General features: G+C 63.1%; 27 protein-coding genes. 12 read left to right on the forward strand and 15 right to left on the reverse strand.

The window, feature by feature from the left end:
- Window positions 1-20 precede the first annotated feature (20 nt).
- A complete protein-coding gene (locus tag MVC20_RS07605) occupies window positions 21-806 on the reverse strand; it encodes an inositol monophosphatase family protein (protein ID WP_297539995.1) in 786 nt (261 codons plus the stop codon).
- A 65-nt stretch (window positions 807-871) separates the two neighbouring features.
- Window positions 872-3,178, reverse strand: a complete 2,307-nt coding sequence (locus MVC20_RS07610) for a DNA topoisomerase IV subunit A (protein WP_297539997.1) — start codon at window positions 3,176-3,178, stop codon at window positions 872-874.
- A 158-nt stretch (window positions 3,179-3,336) separates the two neighbouring features.
- Here MVC20_RS07610 and MVC20_RS07615 point away from each other — a divergent pair, with 158 nt between their 5' ends.
- From MVC20_RS07615 to MVC20_RS07640, 6 genes are all read left to right on the forward strand, one after another.
- Entirely contained in the window at window positions 3,337-3,957 is a 621-nt protein-coding gene (locus MVC20_RS07615; protein ID WP_297539999.1) for an SH3 domain-containing protein, read from the forward strand.
- A gap of 39 nt (window positions 3,958-3,996) precedes the next feature.
- Complete coding sequence (locus MVC20_RS07620; protein WP_297540001.1) at window positions 3,997-4,827, forward strand: SDR family NAD(P)-dependent oxidoreductase; 831 nt, start codon at window positions 3,997-3,999, stop codon at window positions 4,825-4,827.
- A 90-nt stretch (window positions 4,828-4,917) separates the two neighbouring features.
- Window positions 4,918-5,124, forward strand: coding sequence for a twin transmembrane helix small protein (locus MVC20_RS07625; protein ID WP_297540003.1), 207 nt, complete (start codon window positions 4,918-4,920; stop codon window positions 5,122-5,124).
- Between the two features lie 3 nt (window positions 5,125-5,127).
- Window positions 5,128-5,700 carry a cob(I)yrinic acid a,c-diamide adenosyltransferase gene (locus tag MVC20_RS07630; RefSeq protein WP_037273881.1) on the forward strand — a complete coding sequence of 191 codons (573 nt, stop codon included), beginning with the start codon at window positions 5,128-5,130 and terminating at the stop codon, window positions 5,698-5,700.
- A gap of 166 nt (window positions 5,701-5,866) precedes the next feature.
- A complete protein-coding gene (locus MVC20_RS07635; RefSeq protein WP_037273879.1) occupies window positions 5,867-6,625 on the forward strand; it encodes an electron transfer flavoprotein subunit beta/FixA family protein in 759 nt (252 codons plus the stop codon).
- A complete protein-coding gene (locus tag MVC20_RS07640; protein ID WP_297540006.1) occupies window positions 6,625-7,551 on the forward strand; it encodes an FAD-binding protein in 927 nt (308 codons plus the stop codon). The genes MVC20_RS07635 and MVC20_RS07640 overlap by 1 nt, the downstream gene beginning before the upstream one ends.
- Window positions 7,552-7,598: 47 nt before the next feature.
- Here the strand turns inward: MVC20_RS07640 and MVC20_RS07645 are convergent, their stop codons facing one another.
- A complete protein-coding gene (locus tag MVC20_RS07645; RefSeq protein WP_297540008.1) occupies window positions 7,599-8,432 on the reverse strand; it encodes a DUF6473 family protein in 834 nt (277 codons plus the stop codon).
- Between the two features lie 160 nt (window positions 8,433-8,592).
- Between MVC20_RS07645 and MVC20_RS07650 the strand changes: the two genes are divergently transcribed.
- Window positions 8,593-9,468 (forward strand): 3-hydroxybutyryl-CoA dehydrogenase, encoded by an 876-nt coding sequence (locus MVC20_RS07650; protein ID WP_297540010.1) that lies wholly within the window; start codon window positions 8,593-8,595, stop codon window positions 9,466-9,468.
- Between the two features lie 11 nt (window positions 9,469-9,479).
- On the opposite strand, the gene MVC20_RS07655 is transcribed toward MVC20_RS07650, so the two are convergent.
- From MVC20_RS07655 to MVC20_RS07685, 7 genes are read right to left on the reverse strand one after another with little or no spacing between them, the layout of a single operon-like run.
- Window positions 9,480-10,367 carry a lysophospholipid acyltransferase family protein gene (locus MVC20_RS07655; RefSeq protein WP_297540012.1) on the reverse strand — a complete coding sequence of 296 codons (888 nt, stop codon included), beginning with the start codon at window positions 10,365-10,367 and terminating at the stop codon, window positions 9,480-9,482.
- A 48-nt stretch (window positions 10,368-10,415) separates the two neighbouring features.
- Complete coding sequence (locus MVC20_RS07660; protein WP_037273870.1) at window positions 10,416-10,691, reverse strand: HPr family phosphocarrier protein; 276 nt, start codon at window positions 10,689-10,691, stop codon at window positions 10,416-10,418.
- Window positions 10,692-10,707: 16 nt separating this feature from the next.
- On the reverse strand, window positions 10,708-11,100 hold the full coding sequence (locus tag MVC20_RS07665; RefSeq protein ID WP_297540014.1) for a PTS fructose transporter subunit IIA: 393 nt from the start codon (window positions 11,098-11,100) through the stop codon (window positions 10,708-10,710).
- Entirely contained in the window at window positions 11,097-12,044 is a 948-nt protein-coding gene (rapZ, locus tag MVC20_RS07670) for an RNase adapter RapZ (RefSeq protein WP_297540016.1), read from the reverse strand. Before rapZ ends, MVC20_RS07665 begins: the two co-directional genes overlap by 4 nt.
- Window positions 12,045-12,055: 11 nt before the next feature.
- A complete protein-coding gene (locus MVC20_RS07675) occupies window positions 12,056-12,493 on the reverse strand; it encodes a serine kinase (RefSeq protein WP_297540018.1) in 438 nt (145 codons plus the stop codon).
- Between the two features lie 4 nt (window positions 12,494-12,497).
- The gene (locus MVC20_RS07680; RefSeq protein ID WP_297540021.1) at window positions 12,498-14,210 is read right to left on the reverse strand and encodes a sensor histidine kinase; all 1,713 of its coding nucleotides are present in this window, start codon (window positions 14,208-14,210) and stop codon (window positions 12,498-12,500) included.
- Window positions 14,210-14,911: a response regulator transcription factor gene (locus tag MVC20_RS07685; protein WP_037273860.1), complete on the reverse strand. Its 702-nt coding sequence runs from the start codon at window positions 14,909-14,911 to the stop codon at window positions 14,210-14,212. Before MVC20_RS07685 ends, MVC20_RS07680 begins: the two co-directional genes overlap by 1 nt.
- A 370-nt stretch (window positions 14,912-15,281) precedes the next feature.
- On the opposite strand from MVC20_RS07685, the gene MVC20_RS07690 reads away from it, so the two are divergent.
- The 5 genes from MVC20_RS07690 to MVC20_RS07710 all read left to right on the forward strand — a co-directional run bounded on the left by MVC20_RS07690 (window position 15,282) and on the right by MVC20_RS07710 (window position 19,790).
- The gene (locus MVC20_RS07690) at window positions 15,282-16,880 is read left to right on the forward strand and encodes a phosphoenolpyruvate carboxykinase (RefSeq protein ID WP_297540023.1); all 1,599 of its coding nucleotides are present in this window, start codon (window positions 15,282-15,284) and stop codon (window positions 16,878-16,880) included.
- 150 nt (window positions 16,881-17,030) lie between these two features.
- Window positions 17,031-17,492 carry a RidA family protein gene (locus MVC20_RS07695; RefSeq protein ID WP_297540025.1) on the forward strand — a complete coding sequence of 154 codons (462 nt, stop codon included), beginning with the start codon at window positions 17,031-17,033 and terminating at the stop codon, window positions 17,490-17,492.
- Window positions 17,489-18,256, forward strand: coding sequence for a glycerophosphodiester phosphodiesterase family protein (locus MVC20_RS07700; protein ID WP_297540027.1), 768 nt, complete (start codon window positions 17,489-17,491; stop codon window positions 18,254-18,256). Before MVC20_RS07695 ends, MVC20_RS07700 begins: the two co-directional genes overlap by 4 nt.
- A 56-nt stretch (window positions 18,257-18,312) precedes the next feature.
- Entirely contained in the window at window positions 18,313-19,497 is a 1,185-nt protein-coding gene (locus tag MVC20_RS07705; protein ID WP_297540029.1) for a GNAT family N-acetyltransferase, read from the forward strand.
- Window positions 19,494-19,790: a 4a-hydroxytetrahydrobiopterin dehydratase gene (locus MVC20_RS07710; protein ID WP_297540031.1), complete on the forward strand. Its 297-nt coding sequence runs from the start codon at window positions 19,494-19,496 to the stop codon at window positions 19,788-19,790. Before MVC20_RS07705 ends, MVC20_RS07710 begins: the two co-directional genes overlap by 4 nt.
- Window positions 19,791-19,854: 64 nt before the next feature.
- Here the strand turns inward: MVC20_RS07710 and MVC20_RS07715 are convergent, their stop codons facing one another.
- Genes MVC20_RS07715 through MVC20_RS07735 form a run of 5 tightly spaced genes read right to left on the reverse strand, consistent with a single transcriptional unit; the run spans window position 19,855 to window position 22,917 of the window.
- On the reverse strand, window positions 19,855-20,235 hold the full coding sequence (locus MVC20_RS07715) for a hypothetical protein (protein ID WP_297540033.1): 381 nt from the start codon (window positions 20,233-20,235) through the stop codon (window positions 19,855-19,857).
- A 13-nt stretch (window positions 20,236-20,248) separates the two neighbouring features.
- Window positions 20,249-20,551 (reverse strand): flagellar biosynthesis anti-sigma factor FlgM, encoded by a 303-nt coding sequence (gene flgM, locus MVC20_RS07720; RefSeq protein ID WP_037273846.1) that lies wholly within the window; start codon window positions 20,549-20,551, stop codon window positions 20,249-20,251.
- A gap of 60 nt (window positions 20,552-20,611) precedes the next feature.
- On the reverse strand, window positions 20,612-21,289 hold the full coding sequence (gene flgA, locus MVC20_RS07725; protein WP_297540036.1) for a flagellar basal body P-ring formation chaperone FlgA: 678 nt from the start codon (window positions 21,287-21,289) through the stop codon (window positions 20,612-20,614).
- Window positions 21,290-21,306: 17 nt separating this feature from the next.
- Window positions 21,307-22,395: a flagellar assembly protein T N-terminal domain-containing protein gene (locus tag MVC20_RS07730; protein WP_297540038.1), complete on the reverse strand. Its 1,089-nt coding sequence runs from the start codon at window positions 22,393-22,395 to the stop codon at window positions 21,307-21,309.
- 3 nt (window positions 22,396-22,398) lie between these two features.
- Window positions 22,399-22,917: an LPP20 family lipoprotein gene (locus tag MVC20_RS07735; RefSeq protein WP_297540039.1), complete on the reverse strand. Its 519-nt coding sequence runs from the start codon at window positions 22,915-22,917 to the stop codon at window positions 22,399-22,401.
- Window positions 22,918-23,004 lie beyond the last annotated feature (87 nt).

The raw sequence follows: 23,004 nt of genomic DNA on the forward strand, positions 1-23,004 counted from the left end.
CGACGCCGATACTTGCCCCCTCAGCCCCGGATCACGCCCGCGAACTTGTCAAAGATCGCCTCGTTGGCGCAGATCACCTCGCCATCGGCGAGAATATCGCCACCGGGGCGCACCGGTTCGACAAAACCGCCCGCTTCGCGCACGATGATCACGCCCGCCGCGAGATCCCAGGCGTTCAAACGCCGCTCCCAGAACCCCTCATAGCGGCCCGCCGCCACATAGGCCATATCGAGCGCCGCCGACCCCCAGCGCCGCACACCCGCGCAGGTGGGCATGAGCCGCGCCAGATCCTGCAAGGTTTCGGGCAGGTCCGAGCGTCCGCCAAAGGGCAGACCGGTGGCAAAGATCGACTCGATCATCTTGTTGCGCCCTGACACGCGCAGGCGGCTTTCGTTCATCCAGGCGCCCGCGCCTTTCTCGGCAAAGAACGCCTCGTCCTTGCTGGCATCGTAAATCACGCCTGCCACCACCTCGCCCTTGTGTTCCAGCGCGACAGAGACGGCCCAATGCGGCAGGCCGTGCAGGAAATTGGTGGTCCCGTCCAGCGGGTCTACGATCCAGCGGCGGGTGGGGTCCTGCCCCTCTTCTTCGCCGCCCTCTTCGGCCAGCCAGCCATAGGTCGGGCGCGCGCCCATCAACTCGGTCTTGAGAATCTTCTCGGCGGCAATATCGGCGCGGCTGACGAAATCTCCGGCCCCTTTCATGCTGACCTGAAGGTTCTCGACCTCGCGGAAATCCTTGGCCAGTGCCCGCCCCGCTTTGCGCGCGGCCTTGAGCATGACGTTGAGATTGGCACTACCTACCATTGCAAGGGCTCCTTTTGGGTCAGGCCGGGGCTATACGCCGCGCGTCCGCAACAGACAAGGGCTGATCAGGTAAAGCGGTTGTCACGGGGAAAACCGCGCGGGGCCATGCGGCCGGTGCCCGCACGCTTGCCCAGCCATTCCTCGAGATTGCTTTCGGTGCGGGTGCGCCCGGCCGGATCGCGCCATGTCAACCCGTCTGCCAGATCAAAGGTGGTGGCATCACTCAGTCCGCCATCCTTGTATTTCTGCAGCCGCACGCCCTTGCCGCGCCCCAGTTCGGGCAGTTCGTCCAGTGCAAAGACCAGCACCTTGCGGTTATCGCCCACGCAGGCGACGTGATCGCCCATCACCGGGCGGCAGACCACGGCGCGCGCGGGATCACGCAGGTTGAGCACCTGCTTGCCGCTGCGGGTCTGGGCGATCACCTCTTCCTCGGGCACGATGAAACCGTCCCCGGCGTCAGAGGCGACCAGCAATTTTCGCCCCGGCTTGTGAATGAGCAGATCGACGATCCCTGCCTCGTTGGGCAGATCGACCATCAGGCGCAGCGGCTCGCCCATGCCGCGCCCACCGGGCAGATTCGCGGCGCTGAGCGTGTAGAAACGGCCATTGCTGCCAAAGACCAGAATCCGGTCGGTCGTCTCGGCGTGGAACATGAAGCGAGGACCGTCGCCATCCTTGAACTTCAGCTCGCGGCTCAGATCGAGATGCCCGGTCATGGCCCTGATCCAGCCCATCTGGCTGCACACCACGGTAATCGGTTCTCGGTCGATCATCGCCTCGAGCGGCACGTCCTCGACGCTTCCCGCCTCGGCAAACTGTGTGCGACGCGCACCGATGGCATGGCCCTTGCCAAAGGTTTTCTTGACCTCTTTCAACTGATCGGCCACCGCCACCCACTGCAACGAAACATCGTCGAGCAAATCCTCAAGGCCTGCGCGTTCCGCCATCAGCGCATCCCGCTCGGCGCGCAGTTCCATTTCTTCCAAGCGCCGCAAGGAGCGCAGGCGCATGTTGAGGATCGCCTCGGCCTGCACTTCGGTCAGCCCCGGCTCGTCGGACGGAGGGGGCGGCACATAATCCGCCTCGGACATGGCGCGCGGCACGGTGCGGCTCCAATCCTCGCGCATCAGGGCCGATTTCGGATCGTCGTCATAGCGGATGATGTCGATCACCCGGTCGAGATTGAGGAAGGCCACGATCAAGCCTTCCAGAACCTCCAGCCGGTGGTCGATCTTTTCCATCCGGTGCGCCGAGCGGCGCAACAGCACCTCTTGCCGGAAATCGAGAAAGGCGCGCAGCACCTCCTTCAGCGAACAGACCTTGGGCGTGACCCCGTCGATCAACACATTCATGTTGAGCGAGAACCGCACTTCCAATTCGGAATTGCGATACATCATGCCCATCAACACCTCGGGATCGACATTCTTGGAGCGCGGCTCGAGGATCAGGCGCACGTCATCGGCGCTCTCGTCACGGACATCGGCAAGGATCGGCACCTTGCGGCTCTGGATCAGTTCGGCGATGCGCTCGATCAGCTTGGATTTCTGCACCTGATAGGGGATTTCGGTCACGACGATCTGCCATTGCCCGCGGCCCAGATCCTCCAGTTCCCATTTGCAGCGGAGGCGGAACGCGCCGCGCCCCGTGAGATAGGCCTGCGCGATGCTCTCGGCAGGCTCGACGATGACGCCGCCGGTGGGGAAATCGGGGCCCGGAATATAATTGAGCAGGGTCTCGTCACGGGCATCCGGTGTCTTGATCAGATGCAGGCAGGCATCAATCAATTCACCGATGTTATGCGGCGGGATATTGGTGGCCATGCCAACCGCAATGCCCGAAGAGCCGTTGGCCAGCAGATTTGGAAAGGACGCGGGCAGAACCACGGGTTCGCGCAGCGTGCCGTCGTAATTGTCGCGAAAATCGACCGCATCCTCGGCCAGGCCGTCCAGCAGCGCCTCGGCAAAGGCGGTCATCCGCGCCTCGGTATAACGGCTGGCGGCGGGATTATCGCCGTCGATATTGCCGAAATTGCCCTGCCCGTCCACCAGCGGATAGCGCACCGCGAAATCCTGCGCCAGACGCGCCATCGCGTCATAGATCGCGGCATCGCCATGCGGGTGATAGTTGCCCATCACATCACCGGAAATCTTTGCCGACTTGCGAAAGCCCCCGGTGCTGGAAAGCCGGAGTTCGCGCATCGCATAGAGGATACGCCGATGCACCGGCTTCAAACCGTCGCGCGCATCCGGCAACGCCCGGTGCATGATCGTGGACAGCGCATAGGTGAGATAGCGCTCACCGATCGCGCGGCGCAGCGGCTCTGACACAGCCTCGGGCTGCATATTGGGGTCGTCCAACAGATCACTCATGCATGTGGTGATAGCCCTGCCATCCTGCGGCGTAAAGCATTCAGAGGCCGCAGGTTTCAATCTTTTCCGATTTCCCCCTCATGGAGACGGGCGAATCGGATATACTGAACCTGCTGCCAAGCATTTGATTTTATCGTGTGGTACTGGGGGGATGCGCAATGTGGCGCTTTATTATCGTGAGCTTTGCTTTTCTGGGATGGTCTTTTTATGAATTGAGCGGCGGGTCCGACTATCGACCTTCGGCCAATTCCATTCAGGCGCGCGCCCTGCTTGACAATCAGCGGCCCGTGGCGCGGCCCTTGCGGGTGAACGTGATCGAACTGGCTCGGAATGGCGCCCCGCGGCATGATGCGGAGGTCACGCGCACCATCACCTCACTACATGATCTGGGCCTGACCATGGGAGAGAAGGTGGTGGTGACGCTGGCCTCGGCGGAGGAGGATGTCAAACCCGCCCCCATTGCCATGAGCCTGCCCACCGCGCGCGTCACCACGCCAGCGGTCATTCCCGACACGCCCGAAGTTGCAATGCCCGTGCAAGAGGCCGTGCTGGAGGGCGAAACGCTGGCCCCTGCCCTCGACATGCGCCAGGTATCCGGCAATTCGGTCAATCTGCGCACCGGACCCGGCACAGGCTTTGGCCGCATCGCCAGCCTCAAGCGCGGCACCGAAGTGATCGTGCTCAACGACCCCGGCGAAGGCTGGATCAAGCTGCGGGTGGTCGAAACGGGGCGCATTGGCTGGATGGCGGAAACCCTGCTGACGCTGGCCGCCGACTAGGACTTGCATCGCGCCGTGCCACGCGCCACAAGGTCGGGCATGACAGAACGCTCCATCCTGATTACTGGCTGTTCTTCGGGAATCGGCTATGACGCGGCGCTTGGGTTGCGCGCGCGCGGTTGGCGGGTCTTTGCCGCCTGCCGCAAAGAGGCGGATTGCGAGCGCCTGCGCGCCGAAGGGTTCGAGAGCCCGCGCATTGATTACGCCGACGAGGCCAGCATCCAACAGGGCGTGGCCGAGGTGCTGGCTGCTACCGGAGGGCGGCTCGATGCGCTATTCAACAACGGGGCCTATGCCTGTCCGGGGCTGGTCGAGGACCTGCCGCGCGGCGCGCTGCGTGAGATTTTCGAGAGCAATGTCTTTGGCTGGCAAGATCTGACGCGGCAGGTGATCCCGGCCATGCGCGCGCAGGGGCATGGGCGCATCGTGCAATGCTCGTCCGTGCTGGGGCTGGTGGCGATTGGCTGGCGCGGCGCATATGTGAGCACGAAATTCGCCCTCGAGGGGCTGACAGACACGCTACGCCTCGAAATGCGCGGCACCGGCATCCATGTCAGCCTGATCGAACCCGGCCCCGTGACCACCAAGATCCGCGAGAATGCACGCGCGCCTTTCGAGCGCTGGATCGACTGGGAAAACGCGCATCGCGCCGACGAGTATCGCGACAAACTGCGTCCGCGCCTCTATGGTCCCTATTCCAAGGACACATTCGAACTGCCCCCCGAGGCGGTGACGAAAAGACTGATCCACGCCATCGAATCGCCCCGCCCGCAGGCACGCTATTACGTGACCACGCCCACCTACCTCATGGGCACGCTGCGCCGCCTCTTGCCGACCCGCATGCTGGATTGGGTCATCTCCAAAGGCTGACGGGCGCGGGGGGCGCGTCATATTTTCCCTTTCGCTTTTCCCGCCGTGCCGCCTAGATGTGCCCCAAAGCCAAACCCGAAAGGACGCTCCATGCTGCAAGATCCGCTTTTCATCCTCGTCGCCGTGGGCTGTATAACGGTTGCGCTGATCCTGATCCGGGGCATTTCCACCTTTGGCAAAGAGGGGGTGGAGAATGCGAAGCGTTCGAACAAATACATGCAATGGCGGTTGATCGCGCAATTCGTGGCGATCATCCTAATCCTGATTTTCGTCTATTTCCGCAGGCAGGGAGGATAATCCATGGTCGTTCTCAACAGAATTTACACGCGCACCGGCGATGCCGGGGAAACCGCGCTCGGCAATGGCACGCGCGTGGCGAAACATTCGGCCCGCGTCACCGCCTACGGCACGGTGGATGAGGTCAACGCGACCGTGGGTCTCGCGCGCCTTTATGCCAAGGATGAGACGGACGATGCGCTGGCACGCATCCAGAATGACCTCTTCGACCTTGGGGCCGACCTCTGCCGCCCGGATATGGAGCGGGACGCCGATGCCGAATACCCGCCGCTGCGCATGTCCTCCAGCCAGGTGGACCGGCTGGAAGCAGAAATTGACGCGATGAACAAGCATCTGGAACCCTTGCGCAGTTTCATCCTGCCCGGCGGATCGCCTCTGGCCGCCCATCTTCATCTTTGCCGCACCGTATCGCGACGGGCCGAGCGGCTGACGGTGGAATTGTCGGCGCTGGAGAATGTCAACGAAGCGGCGCTCAAGTATCTGAACCGCCTGAGCGATTGGTTTTTCGTGGCATCCCGCATGGCCAATGACAGTGGCAAAGCGGATGTTTTGTGGGTTCCCGGCGCGAACCGCTGAAATACTCTGGCAACATTCTTGCGCTGAAAACCTGAAACGCGACGTCGCCAGACGCTAACGTGACGATTTTGCCCTGTTTCCCGCGCGGCAGAGCCGGTATCAACGCGCTGGAGAGCTTATCCGGGGGGCGCTACGCCCCCCACCACCATTAAGGGAGACCATGCCAATGAAGGTGCTCGTACCTGTCAAACGTGTGATCGACTATAACGTGAAGGTTCGTGTCAAGGCGGACGGGAGCGGTGTCGATCTTGCGAATGTGAAGATGTCGATGAACCCGTTTGACGAGATTGCCGTCGAAGAGGCGATTCGCCTCAAGGAGGCGGGCAAGGCGAGCGAAGTGATCGCGGTGTCCATTGGCGTGAAACAGGCGCAGGAGACCTTGCGCACGGCGTTGGCGATGGGCGCGGACCGCGCCATCCTCGTCGTGGCCGCGGATGACGTGCATCAGGACGTCGAGCCGCTGAGCGTGGCAAAGATCCTCGCCAAGATCGTCGAGGAAGAGCAGCCCGGCCTCGTGCTCTGCGGCAAGCAGGCGATCGACAATGACATGAATGCGACGGGCCAGATGCTCTCGGCACTTCTGGGCTGGTCGCAGGCAACCTTTGCCTCCAAACTCGACGTCGAGGGCGACCACGCGCTCGTCACCCGCGAGGTGGATGGCGGCTTGCAGACCATCAAGGTCAAGACGCCCACCATCGTCACGGTGGACCTGCGCCTCAACGAGCCGCGCTATGCGTCGCTGCCCAATATCATGAAGGCCAAGAAAAAGCCGCTGGATGAGAAGACCGCCGCCGATTACGGCGTCGATGTCACGCCCCGGCTGGAAATCACAGGCACATCCGAGCCCGCAAGCCGCGCGGCCGGTGTGATCCTCGGCTCGGTGGACGAGCTGGTTGCGAAACTCAAGGAAGTGGGAGCCGTATGATGTCCGTTCTTCTTCTCGCCGAAGTCACCGATGGGGAACTCGCGCTGGACGCCACCGCCAAGGCGGTGACGGCAGCCGCCAAACTGGGCGATGTGACCGCCCTGTGCTGTGGCGCTTCGGCTGCTGCCGCAGGGGCCGCCGCTGCGAAAATCGCCGGCGTCAAAAAGGTGCTGGTGGCCGAGGATGCCTCGCTCGGGCACCGCTTGGCCGAACCGACCGCAGCGCTGATCGTCAGCCTCGCGGGCGACTACAGCCATATCGTCGCCCCTGCCACCACGGATGCCAAGAACGTGCTGCCGCGTGTGGCGGCCCTTCTCGACGTGATGGTCATCTCCGACGCCTCGGGCGTGGTCGATGCCGATACGTTCGAGCGCCCGATCTATGCCGGTAACGCCATCCAGACCGTGAAATCGCGCGATGCGAAGAAGGTCGTGTCCTTCCGTACCTCGACCTTTGACGCGGCGGGCGAACAGGCGGCAGCCCCAGTCGAGACGATCTCGGCCGTGGCCAACCCGGGCCTCTCGGAATGGATCGAGGACAAGGTTGCGGCCTCCGATCGCCCCGAACTGACATCGGCAGGTGTCGTCGTGTCGGGCGGGCGCGGTGTCGGGTCCAAGGACGATTTCGCGTTGATCGAGAAACTCGCGGACAAGCTGGGTGCCGCTGTGGGTGCCAGCCGCGCCGCCGTCGACTCGGGCTATGCGCCGAACGACTGGCAGGTCGGCCAGACCGGCAAGGTGGTCGCCCCCAACCTTTATGTCGCCGTGGGCATTTCGGGCGCGATCCAGCATCTCGCGGGCATGAAAGACAGCAAGATCATCGTCGCCATCAACAAGGACGAAGAAGCGCCGATCTTCCAGGTGGCCGATTATGGCCTCGTGGCGGACCTTTTCACCGCCCTGCCGGAACTGACCGAGAAACTCTGAGGTCAAGCAGAACCAAACAAACCCGCGTCCTAACCGACGCGGGTTTTTTAATTGGCCAGGAGGTTTTCCAGAACAGGCGACAGCGCCCGCGCCGCCTCGGAATGGGCGAGCAATCCGGGCAGATCGGCAGCGACCGCCTCTTGCATCGGGTCAAAGCGCATACCGCGCGTCCCCTGAGCGCAAGCCTCGGGGCTGATCACCACTTCGACCACCCGCGCCGCGCGTGCGCCCACCGCGCGCAGCATGGCGCGGCTGACATAGGCCGGATCATCCGCAATACCCGCCGCCTCATGCCCGAGGCCCGGCAAATGCCGCGAGAACCACATCAGGACAACCGGCGGCTCGATCTGTTCCAAGAGCGCCTGCATGGCCCCGACCCAGGCCTCTTGCAGGCCCTCGCGCAGCACGGCAAACCGGTCAGGCGAAACATCCTCCAGCCGCCGCATCATATGGCGGGTGAAGTGGAATTCCGTGAAATCGACCTCGGGATAAAGACGCCGCAAGCGCTGTGTCGCCTCAAGAAAGCGGTCATTGCGACGCGGATGCACGCGGTAGAAGGGATTGCAGAGGTTCATCGCCCCGGGCACCTGCAACACGACGGCGCGTGCGCGCGATACTATGTCAAGCAGCCCCTCATCCTTGAGAAAGGCATCGACACCGGCATTGGGCCACCCGAAATTGACACACGGAAGCGCAAGGGACCGCTCCATCAGATCGGGATAGGGGCGGTCGATGAAGGTGCCGTAGGTTTCCGTGCCGCCGACACAGGCCACGAAATCGCCTGTCAATCGACGCTGCGGCCCGCGAAACACCAGCTTGGACCCGTCATAACGGACAGGCCGATAGTCCAGGGGCCTGTGCCCCACGCGTTCAAATCCCATGTCACCCACCTTGATCTACTCACCCGTGGAAAGGGTGGACGATTCCTCTTGCTAAATCGCTAAACGGCCAATTCGCGGATTATTTTACCTGTCTCATGCCCTTGCGGCCTGCGCCCGCCGCGGCCTATGCTGCTGCAGCATTCAGACAGGGATCGGGCGGATGGACATCACGAGAATCGGTGTGGTTGGCGCGGGCCAGATGGGCAATGGCATTGCGCATGTCATGGCTCTGGCAGGGTATGACGTGCTGCTCAACGACATAAGCGCCGAGGCGCTGGATCGTGCCATGGCCGCAATCCGCAAGAACATGGAGCGTCAGGTCAGCCGGGGCAAGATCACGCAAGAGAACATGGACTCGGCCATGGCCCGGATCGTGACCACGCAGACGCTCACCGATCTGGGCAAGACCGATCTGGTGATCGAGGCCGCGACCGAGCGTGAGGCCGTGAAACAGGCAATCTTCGACGAGCTCTTGCCGCATCTGGAACCGCACACGATCCTGACCTCGAACACCTCGTCGATCTCTATCACGCGACTGGCCAGCCGCACCGACCGGCCCGAGAAGTTCATGGGGTTCCATTTCATGAACCCCGTGCCGGTGATGCAACTGGTCGAATTGATCCGTGGCATCGCCACTGACAAGGAAACCTATAACGCCTGCCTCGCCGTGGTCGAAAAACTGGGCAAGACCGCCGCCTCGGCCGAGGACTTCCCGGCTTTCATCGTCAACCGTATCCTGATGCCGATGATCAACGAGGCGGTCTATACGCTTTATGAAGGGGTCGGAAACGTCAAATCCATCGACGAGTCCCTGAAGCTTGGGGCCAATCATCCGATGGGGCCGCTGGAACTGGCGGATTTCATCGGGCTGGATACCTGTCTGGCGATCATGAACGTGTTGCACGACGGGTTGGCGGATACCAAGTACCGCCCCTGCCCGCTCTTGACGAAATATGTCGAAGCGGGGTGGCTTGGCCGCAAGACCGGGCGCGGGTTCTATGATTATCGCGGTGAAGTTGCCGTGCCGACGCGCTGAGCGGCTGAGCGTTACTTGCCGGTCTTGCCCAACGAGAGCGTGTGCGCGCGCAGCCATTCCATGAAGCCGCGCGGATCGCTTTCCAGCATCGCCATGCGTTCGTCGCTGATCGGCGCGCCCACCACCGGTTTCTGCGGATGGTTGCAGCTTCTGACGACTTCATGCAGCAAGAGCCCCTGGCGCATCGTCGCCGAAATCCGGTTGGCCATCTGATACCAGCGTGAATTGGCACCGGGGAAATAGATCGGCACGACACGCGCGCCCGACCGGCGGATCATCTGCGCTGTAAAGACGTTCCATTCCCGCTCGATCACCGGCCCGAACATCGTATCGCTCGAGGCCACGACGCCTGAGGGGAACACGCTGATCACCCCGCCCTCCTTGAGATGCGCCATCGCCTTGGCACGCATCTCGACCGACTTGCGCTGCGCGTCGGGTTCATGCGGAAAGGGTACGGAAATCATGTACGAGGCGGCCACTTCGTCAATTCCCGTGAGCAACGCGCGCGTCAGGATCTTGTAATCACTGCGCCGCCGTCCGATCAGATCCGCAAGGATCATCCCGTCCACAAGACCATGCGGATGGTTGGCCACAACCACCACCGGCCCGTCGAGCGGGATATGCGCCACCTGTTCATCCGGGGTCAGGAGCGGAATGCCCATGGTATCCAAGGCCGCGCGCCAGAACGCCTGACCGGTCGGCGCGCCACGCTTCTCGAACTTTCGGATCATGCGCAGGATGGTGATCTTGCCGGTCATCCACTCCATCAGGCGAATGATGAACGATGTCAGACCGTCGTCGAAACTGTTGGCATAAGTCAGGCTGCGGCGGTCGTACTTGGTGAAGAGAACCGTATCGCCCGTCTCTGTGCCGGACTCTGGCTGCGGCTTGGTGTTCACTGCTTTGTTCCTGTCCCGGTCATGTCGCGACGGCTAGATCCTGCGCGCCTACATGCTCTCGCCAAATCTGTCCGCAACCAGTGCTGCAACCGCCTCGGCCAGTGGGGTTGCGTCCGGCCCGACGATTTCGACGTCAATAGTGGTTCCTTTGGCCGCTGCCAACATCAAAAGCCCCATAATACTGTCGCCAGAGGCGGATTGCCCATTGCAAGACACCTCGGCGCGGGCATCAAAACCCTCGACCACTTCAACCAGTTTCGCCGCGGCCCTCGCATGCAGCCCCTTCTCGTTCACGATTTCCATCCGGCGCGTCACCTTGTCCATGCTCACGGTCGCCTCCTCACTCTTCCGAAACATTATGGCTGTCGATATATTTGCGCCCCGCCTCGAGCGCCGCGCGCACCGCGTCGGGTAGCGGCAAATGCCGACTCTTGGCAAGCTTGATGAGCATGGGCAGGTTGGCCCCATAGATAATGCGGCGGTCATTCGGGCGGCAGGCCCGCAGCGACAGGTTCGAGGGCGACCCGCCAAAGATATCGGTCACGAGCACGACACCGCCGCCGGTATCGACCGCATCGGCGGCGACACAGATCTCGTCCTGCTTCGCGGCGCGATCATCGTCGCTCTCGATGGAAATCGCCATCACGCCGGTCTGGGCGCCTACCACATGCTCGACGGCCCTGAGATACTCATTGGCCAGCCCGCCATGTGCCACGATCACGATTCCGATCAAGACTGCGTCACTCCTAAGACGTCGTGGGTGTGGCCGGGGGCCACTGCCCCACTGCGCCGCTCCAGCTCCCGATGCCTTATTGACACTTGCCAGCCGTCTTTCGCAAGGGTCGCACCCAAAGTTTCTGCCATGGCCACGCTGCGATGTTGCCCACCGGTACAGCCAAACCCGATCGAGAGATAGGCCTTGCCCTCGGTCTCATAGGCAGGAAGCAGGAGTTCGACCATCTCTGTCACCCGGCGGCGGAATTCCGCGAAAAGCGGATCACCCGCGACATGCACGGCAACCTCGGGCGCGCGCCCGTCCAAGCCGCGCAACTCCGGCTGCCAATAGGGATTGCGCAGGAAACGACAGTCGAACACCATATCAAGGCCGCGTGGCAAGCCGCGCTTGTAGGAAAACGAATGCACCGAGACTGCAAGGCTTTCGGCCTCGCCGGGACCAAACCAGCGCCCCATCTCGGCGCGCAGGTCATGCGGCGTCATGTCGGATGTGTCGATCAGCAGGTCCGCGCGCGCGCGCACGGCCGCGAGCAGGTCGAACTCGCGCGCGATTCCGGTCTCTGCGCTCTCGTCCGGGGCCAGCGGGTGCCGCCTCCGGGTTTCCGAGAACCGCCGTTGCAGGATTTCAGCGCGACAGTCGAGATAGAGCACCTGAAGCGGCTGGCCGGGATGCCAGTCACTTTGGTCGATCATGCCCGTCAGCGCATTGGTCGAGAAATCCCGGTTGCGCGCGTCAATGCCAAGCGCCAGAGGCTTGTCGGATTGTGGCCCCTCCAACAGGCGCGGCAAGAGCGAGAGAGGCATGTTGTCGATCGCCTCATAGCCCATGTCCTCAAGCGCGCGAATGGCGGTACTGCGGCCAGCCCCCGAAGGACCCGTCACCAGAACAAGGCGATTTCGCGCCTCCCCGGCTCTTGGGCGGGTATCAGGCTCGGGCGGCATGGCGTACTCCTTCAGATCAGCGTCCCATGGATGAGATATAGCAGGACCGCCGCCGGAAAATGCGCATGATCCGCTTTTTTTACAAGCGGCACGCTCTGCCCCAATAGATCGGCATGGGTCAGCGACGGAATGCGCTCCGTCGTCTCGGCATCCAGATCGACGATCAGGGCAACCGGCTGTGGCCCGGTGGAGGGTAGTCTCAGGATCCCCATGCCGCGCGCCTCGATCTGACCCCGGATGGTTTCCGGCGCATCCGCCATGACACGCCCCTCCGCGGCCCAGAGCCGGGTGCGGTCATCGGCGACCAGCCCCGCGCCAAGCGCCAGAAGCTGGAGCGCAAGGCCGGATTTGCCGCGCCCCGATGCGCCCCGGATCAACACCGCGCGCCCCGAATGGGCCACGCAGGTGGCGTGCAGGATGATCTCGCCCGAGGCAGGGGGGCTTGTCACCGGCTCAGACCGGCAGACCCACGACAAAGCGCGCGCCCAGCGGATCAGAGGTGGCATCGGCATGGGTGGGACGGATGTTTTCGGCCCAGATCACGCCATCATGCGCCTCGACGATCTGCTTGGAGATGGCAAGGCCAAGTCCGGAGTTGTTGCCGAAATCGCCCTCTGGCCGCTGCGAATAAAAGCGTTGGAACACTTTTTCCAGCGCCTGTTCGGGAATGCCGGGTCCGGTATCCTCGACCACCACCAACACACGGTTGGCCCGCCTGCGCGCCCAGACGCGGATCGCGTCGCCCTCTTCGCAGAAACTGATCGCATTGGTGATGAGATTGACAAAGACTTGCGCCAGGCGCCCCTCCAGCCCGGTGATGACGATGGGTTGCGGCGGGAAATCCATGATGAATTCGATCCCGTTCCTCTGGGCCTCTTCGCCCAGGTAATTCCCAAGGTTCTGCAGCATCTTGAGCAGATCGAACGCCTCTTGCTCTTCCTTGACCAGTTCACTGTCGAGCCGCGAGGCATTCGAAATGTCGCTCACAAGGCGGTCCAGGCGGCGCACGTCATGTTCGATCACTTCCAACAACCGCTCGCGCTGATCGTCGCGCTTGGCGATGCGCATGGTGCCCACCGCCGAGCGCAGGCTGGCCAGCGGGTTCTTGATCTCATGTGCCACATCGGCCGCGAACTGCTCGTTGCTGTCGATCCGGTGATAGAGCGCTGATACCATGCCGCGCAAGGCGCCACTCAGCCGGCCGATTTCATCGGGGCGCGCGGTCAGGTCGGGGATACGAATGCGGCCCTTGGCCCCCTTGCCCTTGTTGCGGTCCCTGCCGATTTCCGCCGCCGCCGCCAGATCGGCCAGCGGGTTGGAAATGGTCGAGGCCAGAATGAGACTGAGACCAACCGACACCAGCGTCGCAATCAGGAACATCTGGAGCACGCGCTCGCGCTCGACCCGCGCCAGTTTGTCAATCTCGCCGCTGGCATTGGCCAGCGCCACCACCGCGACGGGCGTGTCGCCCTGCATGACCGGGGCAGCCACGGTCAGGACCGCCCCCTGCGCGGTGTCAGCGGTGCGCAATTGCACGCCGCCGCCGACCGCCAGATCGACCATGTCGCGCGCGACATCCTCGACGCCGTGCCCTACCGCAGTCTTGTCCGCGCCGGAAAACGGGCTCGAAATCTGCTCCCAAAGACGGCTGAGGAAATCCGTCATTGGCGTCGCAGGCAGGGTCTCGGTGCCGCCTTGGCCCTGCGTATCCCCCTGCTTGCGCCCGACGAGCATCCCGGTGCGGTCAAACAGCAAGACCTCGGTTCCGATCTGCACGTCAAGATGCGCAAGCGTGCCGGCCATATCCACCCCGTCGCCGGTGGCAAAGCTGACCGGCGCGCCCGCGGGCAAGCGCGCCTCGACCACGTCGGCAATCAGGGCAGCCTGCACCCGCAGGCTATCGGCGCGCTGCATCGCCAGATTGTCGCGCGACGAGTTGAGATAGAGAATACCGACAACCAGCACGTTGAGGGCAATCAGATTGAAGGTGATGATCTTGCGGGTGAGCGAGGAGTCGCGAAAGCTGAACCAGCCGCGCTTGGCGCGGCGGGCGTTCAGCTCTCCTTCGTCCAGACGATCCGGTGCGACAAAATCATCGCCAAGGACAAGATCGTTATCCCTACGCGGCTGCACGCTCCGCACCCCTATCCGCTCGACCAGAGCCATTATTCTTCGTTATACCGATACCCGATACCATAGAGCGTCTCGATCGCCGAAAACTCGGGATCGACCATGCGCAGCTTCTTGCGCAACCGCTTGATGTGGCTGTCGATGGTGCGGTCATCGACATAGACCTGATCGTCATAGGCCACATCCATCAGCTGATCACGGCTCTTGACGAAGCCGGGCCGCTTGGCCAGCGCCTGAAGCAGCAGGAATTCGGTCACGGTCAGCGACACGTCCTGCCCTTTCCAGCTGACCGAATGGCGCAGCGGGTCCATCAGCAGATTGCCGCGTTCGATCACCTTGGTTTCCTCGGTCTCGACCACGACATGCCCGTTGGCGGCATCCTGACGCCGCAGAAGGGCGCGGATACGTTCCACCAGCAAACGCTGCGAGAATGGCTTCTTGACGTAGTCGTCTGCACCCATGCGCAGGCCCAGAACCTCGTCGATCTCATCATCCTTGGAGGTCAGGAAGATCACGGGCATCTGGGATTTCTGGCGCAGGCGCTGCAAGAGGTCCATGCCATCCATGCGCGGCATCTTGATGTCGAGCACGGCCATGTCAGGCAATTTCTTGCTGAAGGCGTCAAAGGCCTGTTGGCCATCATTATAGGTTTCTACCTCAAAGCCTTCGGCTTCGAGAGTCATGGATACGGATGTCAGAATATTCCTGTCATCGTCCACGAGGGCGATTTTGGACATAGTTCTATTCCTTTTACTGCTCAGTCTGCCTGCATTTTTTGTGCCACTATGCTCTCTTTCCTGTTGTTTGATCAATTCAAATCTGCGAATCAGCCGGGCCGCCAAGGCCAATTGACGCAAAAAAATCTTGATAATGGCTAAATTGACTCACTTTGCACGCTCTGGGTGTTCAATGTTTGCGCCAACATCCACCTGGTTGCGCTAACCTGCAGCTGGTTGCGCTAACCCTATGAATCTGCCATGTTATTTTTCCAAGGCCGCGTGCTATGAGCCGCTCAGCCGGGCATGTTGCCCGACCGACGCCGCAGCGGCGGCGCCCTGAACGATCCGGCAAAACAGGCGCGGATCAGTCGAACAGGAGCTTGACACTATGACAATCGGACGGGTGAACCCGCAGTTTCAGCTTGAGGATCAAGGCATCACCGGGCTGGGCAAGGTGCATTACAACCTCATCGAACCGGCGCTGATTGAAGCGGCGCTCAAGAATGGCGAGGGCACGCTTGGACAGGGCGGCACGCTGCTCGTGACCACAGGCAAATTCACCGGCCGGTCGCCCAAGGACAAACATATCGTCAAGACCGACGGCGTCGCCGATACGATCTGGTGGGAAAACAACGCCGAAATGTCGCCGGAAGGGTTCGAGGCGCTCTATGCCGACATGCTGACCTATCTCAAGGGACGCGATGTCTTCGTTCAGGATCTGATCGGCGGTGCTGACCCCGCTCATTCCATCAACATGCGGATGATTTCGGAACTGGCGTGGCACAGCCTTTTCAACCGGACCATGCTGCGCCGCCCCGAGCGCGCGGCCCTCGACAGTTTCACCGCCGATTTCACCGTCATCAATTGCCCCGGCTTCAAGGCCGATCCAGCGCGCCATGACTGCCGCTCGGAAACCGTGATCGCGATGAATTTCGATCGCAAGCTGATCCTCGTGGGCAATACCGAATACGCAGGCGAAAACAAGAAATCGGTGTTCTCGCTGCTCAACTATCTCTTGCCGGAAAAAGGCATCATGCCGATGCATTGCTCGGCCAACCACGCGCAGGGCAATCCGGTCGATACCGCCATCTTCTTTGGCCTTTCGGGCACGGGCAAGACAACGCTTTCGGCGGACCCTGACCGCACGCTTCTGGGTGACGACGAACACGGCTGGTCGGATCGCGGCACTTTCAATTTCGAAGGCGGTTGCTATGCCAAGACCGTCAATCTGAGCGCCGAGGCCGAGCCGGAAATCTATGCCACCTGCGGCATGTTCGGCACCATCATCGAAAACATGGTGTTCGACCCCGAAACGCTCGAGTTGGATTTCGAGGATGACAGCCTGACGCCCAACATGCGCTGCGCCTACCCGCTGCACTACATCTCGAACGCATCCGAGACCGCCCTTGGCGGGCATCCCAAGAATGTCATCATGCTGACCTGCGATGCCTTTGGCGTGCTGCCACCGATTTCGCGGCTGACTCCGGCGCAGGCGATGTATCATTTCCTGTCGGGCTTCACCTCCAAGATGGCAGGGACGGAACGTGGCGTGACCGAGCCGCAACCGGTGTTTTCGACCTGTTTCGGTGCCCCCTTCATGCCGCGCCGCCCCGAAGTTTACGGCAATCTTTTGCGGGAAAAGATCGCCAAACACGGCGCAACCTGCTGGTTGGTCAATACCGGCTGGACCGGCGGCGCGTTTGGCACCGGATCGCGGATGCCGATCAAGGCCACGCGCGCGCTTTTGACTGCGGCGCTTGATGGATCGCTCAACGGGGTCGAGTTCCGCAAGGACCCGAATTTCGGCTTTGACGTGCCCGTGGCGGTGCCCGGCGTGCCCGAAGTGCTGCTCGACCCGCGCCGCACCTGGGTGGATACTGCAGCCTATGATGTGCAAGCGGCCAAATTGGTGCAAATGTTCGCAGATAATTTCGCACAATATGTACCTTTCATCGACGAGGATGTACGCGCAGCCTCGCTGGGCTAAGTCCACAGCCAAACAGATCCAGACCCTCGCCGTGACCGGCGGGGGTTTTTCTTTGGGCGCAATTCGCGCACGTCCGGTCGAATTTCCGATTTCCTTCCCTCGGCTCTGCGGTTAGCGTCCCGCCAAAGCATCCAGACAGGAGACCGAGACATGAGCCAGTTCGAGAAAAAACTTGCCGAAATGGGCGTCACCCTACCCGAGGCTCCGGCCCCTGCGGCCAATTACGTGCCCTATGTGCTGGCCGGCGACATGCTCTTTGTCTCGGGCCAAATTGCCAAGGAGGGCGACACGCTCTTGACCGGCAAACTGGGCGCTGATCTGGACGTGGCCGATGGGGCCAAGGCCGCCCGCGCCTGCGCGATTGCCCTGCTTGCGCAGGTCAAGGCAGCCTGCGGCGGCGATCTCGACCGGCTGGTGCGGGTGGTGAAACTGACCGGGTTCGTCAATTCGACCGCTGATTTCACCCAGCAACCCGCCGTGATCAACGGGGCTTCGGATTTCATCGGCGAGGCCTTGGGCGACGCCGGCAAACACGCCCGCGCCGCAGTCTCCTCTCCCTCGCTGCCCTTTGGAGTTGCGGTGGAGATCGACGGGGTATTTCAGATCAAATGAGCGCCCTGCCCGACGGTTTTCGCCGTATCCCGCTGGCCCATCGTGGCCTGCATGACAAGGCGCAGGGTCGCCCCGAGAATTCGCGCGCGGGCATCGCGGCGGCCATCGCGGCAGGCTACGGGATCGAGATTGACCTGCAACTCAGCCGTGACAACCGGGCGATGGTGTTTCACGACTATGACCTTGGCCGTCTCACCCCGGAAAAGGGCGCGGTGCGGCAGCGCGATGCCGCGGACCTCGCGCAGATCCCGCTTCTGGGGGGCGATGAGGGGATACCCGACCTGCCCACCATCCTGACCCTTGTCGCAGGCCGCGTGCCGCTCTTGATCGAACTCAAGGATCAGCAGGGGCAGATGGGCGCAAGCTGTGGCACGCTCGAGGCCGCCACCGCCGCAGCCCTTGCAGGCTATGCTGGCCCCGTGGCGGTCATGTCCTTCAACCCGGACATGGTGGCGCAGATGGCCAAACTCGCCCCGGAGACCCCGCGCGGCATCGTCACCTGCGCCTATACGGCCGAGGATTGGCCGCTCTTGCGCAGTGAAACCCGCGCGCGCCTGCGCGACATTCCCGATTATGACGCGACAGGGGCGTGCTTTGTCAGCCATGACATCGACGATCTGAACGCCCCGCGCGTTGATGCCCTGCGCGCCCAGGGGGCCGCGATCCTCTGCTGGACCGTGCGCAGCCCAGAGGCCGAGGCCGAGGCCCGCAAACGCGCCGACAACATCACCTTCGAGGGCTATTTACCCGATCACCCGGCTTGATCCGCGCGCCGCGTGACCCAAGTAAACCGCCGGGGCAAAAGGGGCCGTCAGCGCCAATGACGCAAGGTCAAATCACGATCACCCTGCATGACCGCCTGTCCGACATCGGGCAGGACGATTGGGATGCCTGCGCCTGCCCCGAGGCCGCCACGGGCCGCCCCGATGATCCCTTCACCACTTACCGTTTTCTCAAGGCGCTGGAGGACAGCCGCTCGGTCGGCACGGGCAGCGGCTGGCAAGCTCATTACCTGAGCGCCGAACAGGAGGGCCAGATCATCGCCGTGGCCCCACTCTACCTCAAGTCCCATTCTCAGGGCGAATACATCTTTGATCACAACTGGGCACATGCCTATGAGCGGGCGGGCGGGCGCTATTACCCGAAATTCCAGATCGCCGTGCCCTTTACCCCGGCCACGGGGCGTCGCCTGCTGACCCGACCGGGGTTCGAGGCTGTGGGCCGGGCGGCGCTGGTCGAGGGCGCGCGCGATGTGGCGCAGCGCAATGGGCTCTCGTCGCTGCATATCACCTTTTGCACCGGGGAAGAGGCAGAGGCGGGGGCCGCCCTTGGCCTCATGCCCCGGCGCACCCAGCAATATCACTGGGTCAATCGCGGCTATGCCGATTTCGATGGCTTTCTGGCCGACCTGTCGTCACGCAAACGCAAGGCGATCCGCAAGGAACGCACCCGCGCAGCGGAATTCGGCGGCGAGATTGTCACCCTCACCGGGGATCAGATACAGCCTGAACACTGGGATGCGGTCTGGGCCTTTTACCAGGACACCGGCGCGCGCAAATGGGGCACGCCCTATCTGACCCGCGCGTTTTTCAACCGCGCGCATGACACGCTGCGCGATGACATCCTGCTCATCCTTGCGCTGCGGGGGGGACGGCCCGTGGCGGGGGCCATGAACCTGATCGGCGCGTCGGCGCTTTATGGCCGGTATTGGGGCTGTATCGAGGATCACCCCTGTTTGCATTTCGAACTCTGCTATTACCGGGCGATCGAGTTTGCGATTGAAGCGGGGCTGCAAAGGGTAGAGGCTGGCGCGCAGGGCGAACACAAGCTGGCGCGCGGTTATCTGCCCGTGGCCACACATTCGCTGCATTGGCTGCGCGATCCGGGCTTTGCCGAGGCGGTCGCGCAGTATCTCAAGGCCGAGCGTGCCGCCGTTGACGAGGATATCGAAATTCTCACCAGCTATGGGCCGTTTCGCAAGACACCAGAAGAGGATCACGAATGAGCGAAAAACTCAGCGACACCGCCCGAAAGACCACGCTGGCCCCGCTGCTGGAGAACGGCTGGACCATGGTCGAGGGGCGCGATGCCATCACCAAGACCTACAAGTTCGCCGATTTTCCAGAGGCCATGGGTTTCATGACCCGCGCCGCGATCTGGGCGGAAAAATGGAACCATCACCCGGAATGGTTCAACGTCTACTCCAAGGTAGAGGTCACGCTGACCACACATGACGTCGACGGCCTCAGCAGTCTTGACGTGAAACTCGCGCGCAAGTTCGACGGGTTGGCGGGCTGATCGCAGATACGAAAACGCCCCGGCGGTTGGGCCGGGGCGTTTCCTGTTGCGTTTATGCGCCGTGTCAGTGTTTGCGCAGCTTGCGGATCGCTTCCAGTTCCGACGCGCTGATGCCGGTGTTGCGGGCGATGCTGTCGGCCTTCTGGCCAAAGCGGGCCATGTCGATCGCCTGTTCGATCATCCGGTCACTGACCAGCCAATCGAAGTCGCGGCGCATTTCATCCATGCGGTCGGCGATGCTCACCAGCGAGGCCTCTTCGCTCAGGCCCAGCTTGTGACCCAGACGGCGCGCGATCTGGTCAATTTCTGCATCACTCAGATGCAGCATCTGACCGCTCAGATGCGCCAGGGTCTTTGCGATACGAACCGATACCGCCAGCAGCAGCGGCAGCGTGATCATGCAAAGTACTGCGAGCGCGTAGAGGGTAATTTCAAAGTAGGTCATGCTCTGCCTCGTCTCAGCGCGTCATCGCGCTGTAGTCTTGAAAAATGCTATCTGCGATGCGCTTGGCATCCACAGGATAGTTGCCGTTCGCGACAGCCTCCTTGATCCGCGAGACGCGCTCTGCGTCAAAGGGCGGGCCCTGTTCGACCATCTTGTCGATCACCCCGACCGAAGCCGAGGAGCTGAGTTTCACGGAATCCACCGCGCTGACCGGCTTGTGAGCCTTGGCACCAGCGGCACCGCCCGGCGCGCCTTCGGTCGAGACCGGCATGAGCCGCGGTCGCGCGGCGTGGGAAGAATTGACTGAATCGACCATCTGATCTCTCCGGTGAGGCGTCATTGGGACGCTGTTCTTGGAGTGAAAAACGGCAGGCCTTCACCGAATGTTAGGACGCACCGTGACTTTGTTGCGGCCCGTCACCGTGACATGCACCACTTCGCCGCTGCCCGCGTTGGACACGCGGATATCCTGCCCTATCTGGCCGGGCTCGAGCGCGACGCCCGCCGCCTCGATCCGGATTCCGCCCAGAACGGTGACAATCGTGACCGGCCCGCCGTCCGTGACGTGCCAGTCATGGTCGAGATGCCGCGCCAAGAGCGGCTGACCGGCCCCGAGGTTGGTCTTGAGACGCCGGCCAATGGCCGTTTCCAGGGAAACGATCAGATCGCCACTTGCCCGCGCGCCAATCGGCGCCTCGCGCAGATGTGCGGCCTCAAGAATGGTGCCACGCGGCAGGCTCTCGGCCAGCACCAGTGCCGGGCGTTGCGGCTGATCCCAGGGGGCTCCCGGCACGCGCGGCGCGGCGGCACCGCCTTCGATGCGGATCACGCGGTGCCAGCTGCCCGGCCCGGCGCAGCTCACTTGCACAGCCTGCCAACCGCCCTGATGCGGGGTGACGTCGAGAGGTTCCGCGCAGGGCGGATAGGGGCGGTTGGCCGCAACGACAGGTGCGCCGCCCTGCCCGGCGTCGGCCAGCGCCTGCACGATCCGCGCCTGCACGGCCTGCCCATCGAGCGCCGCCACGTGTTGCGGCACGAGACAGAGCAGAAGCATGGCGACACTGCCCCGGATCACAGCCCCGCCTCGACGAAATAGACCCGCAACCCGTTGAAGCTGGCCGGGGTGCGCGTGGGATCAAGCGGGCGTAGCTTGGTACGGCGATTGTCGAGCGTGATCACTTCCAACAGGCCAAAGCCGTCATTGGGATCATCCACGAAGGCAAGGCTCGCCCGCGTCAACCCATGCCGCCGCCCCAAGGGCACGCTCAGCCCGTCGGCACCCAGCGCCAGACGCGCCTCGGCGGGCTGACAGGCCAGACCGTCGAGCATGGCGCGCACCTCTTGCAGGAGACCGGCCGTCAGATCCGCCTCGGCGCGGCTGCGGTTTTGGCCGGTGGCATAGCCTGCGAACCCGCCGCGCGGCACTGCCGCCTCGCGCGCGAAGCGGCGCGTGACGCGGCTGCCGTCCTGACCGCTGAGGGACAGCTCCAGTGTCAGGCGCAGCACCTTGCCCTGCCGGTCCACGGTGATGCTCTGGCTCATGCGGTGGTCGCCCGGCGCGGGCAGCGATTGTCCGCGGGTCAGCGCGGTGTAATCCAGCGCCGTCGCCACAGGCGCGGCAGAAACGGGTGCGATACGTTCAAGATCGGTGTCAGGATGGGCGCGCAGCACCTCCATCAGATCGCGCGCCAGCCCCTGCGCCAGGGGTTCAGCCCAGGCGGAGGCCTCTGGTGTGACGCGGATTTGCGGCGGCGTGGCGCTGACGGTCATGCGCCGGCGCGCGGCACAAGCCCCGACCGGCATCGGCCCGACCTCGGCTGCCAGGCGCACGAGCCATTGCCCGTCCCGCAACTGGGCGGACAGAACACGATGGGTCAGAACGCGCCCGGTAGGCCGCAGGATGGTCAGATCGGCGGTGATCCGCCCCTTGTCCATCGCAGTATGGCCACGCAGGCTGGCACCACCGGCCAGCGCGGCGGAGACCAGCGCCTCGCCGATGGCACGGCGGCGCGCGGCGTCCTGATCGGCGGCAGAGGCGACATAGGCCCGCCCCTCGGCCTCAACCCATAGCGTTGCCTCTTTGGCCCCGACCGCCGCGCAAATGAGACTGCTCAACAGGACCAGAAGCCAGAATTGCGGTCTGAAAACATGCCCCCACATGACCTATCCCCGCTGGCGCACGGCGCGCAGGATGTAACGGACCGTATCGGGATCCAGCGCCAGAACCACCTCAAAGGAGTCGTCGCCCTTGGGCGTGATCCGCAGCGTACGTGCGCCCCGGATCTCTCCGGCGACCACCGCGCGCACCGCGTCGCTGCGCAGCACCTGATCGTGCAGCGTGCTTTCGGAATTGATGCGGATACCGTGGATCTGCTCGGTCAGATCACGGATCGCCTCGAGTCGCGCGGCGCGGATCGCCATCAGGCGGCGCTCGTTGATCGAGGCCCCCGGTTGGGTCGAGACCTGCGACAGGCCAAGCCCGGTGAATTGCACGATCTCGGGCGCGCTGACGGCGGCAGGCACGGGGAATCCTGACAGATCATCCCGCAGCTGGGCGACGGCCTCGGTTCGGGGGCTGGCATCAGCTGGCAGGGCATCCACCGCCCGGCCGGGCGACATGCAGGCACCAAGCGGCATCAGTGCCAAGGGCAGAAGGACGGGACGAAGCAATCTGGATAGCATGGGAACCTCTTTCGACGGGGCCGGACAGGCGCGGTTTTCAGCGCCAGACCTGCAAGGCCCGTGCCAGCCCCGCGCCATGGATCGTCC

This window comes from Roseovarius sp. (assembly GCF_027019125.1).
GTDB lineage: Bacteria > Pseudomonadota > Alphaproteobacteria > Rhodobacterales > Rhodobacteraceae > Roseovarius.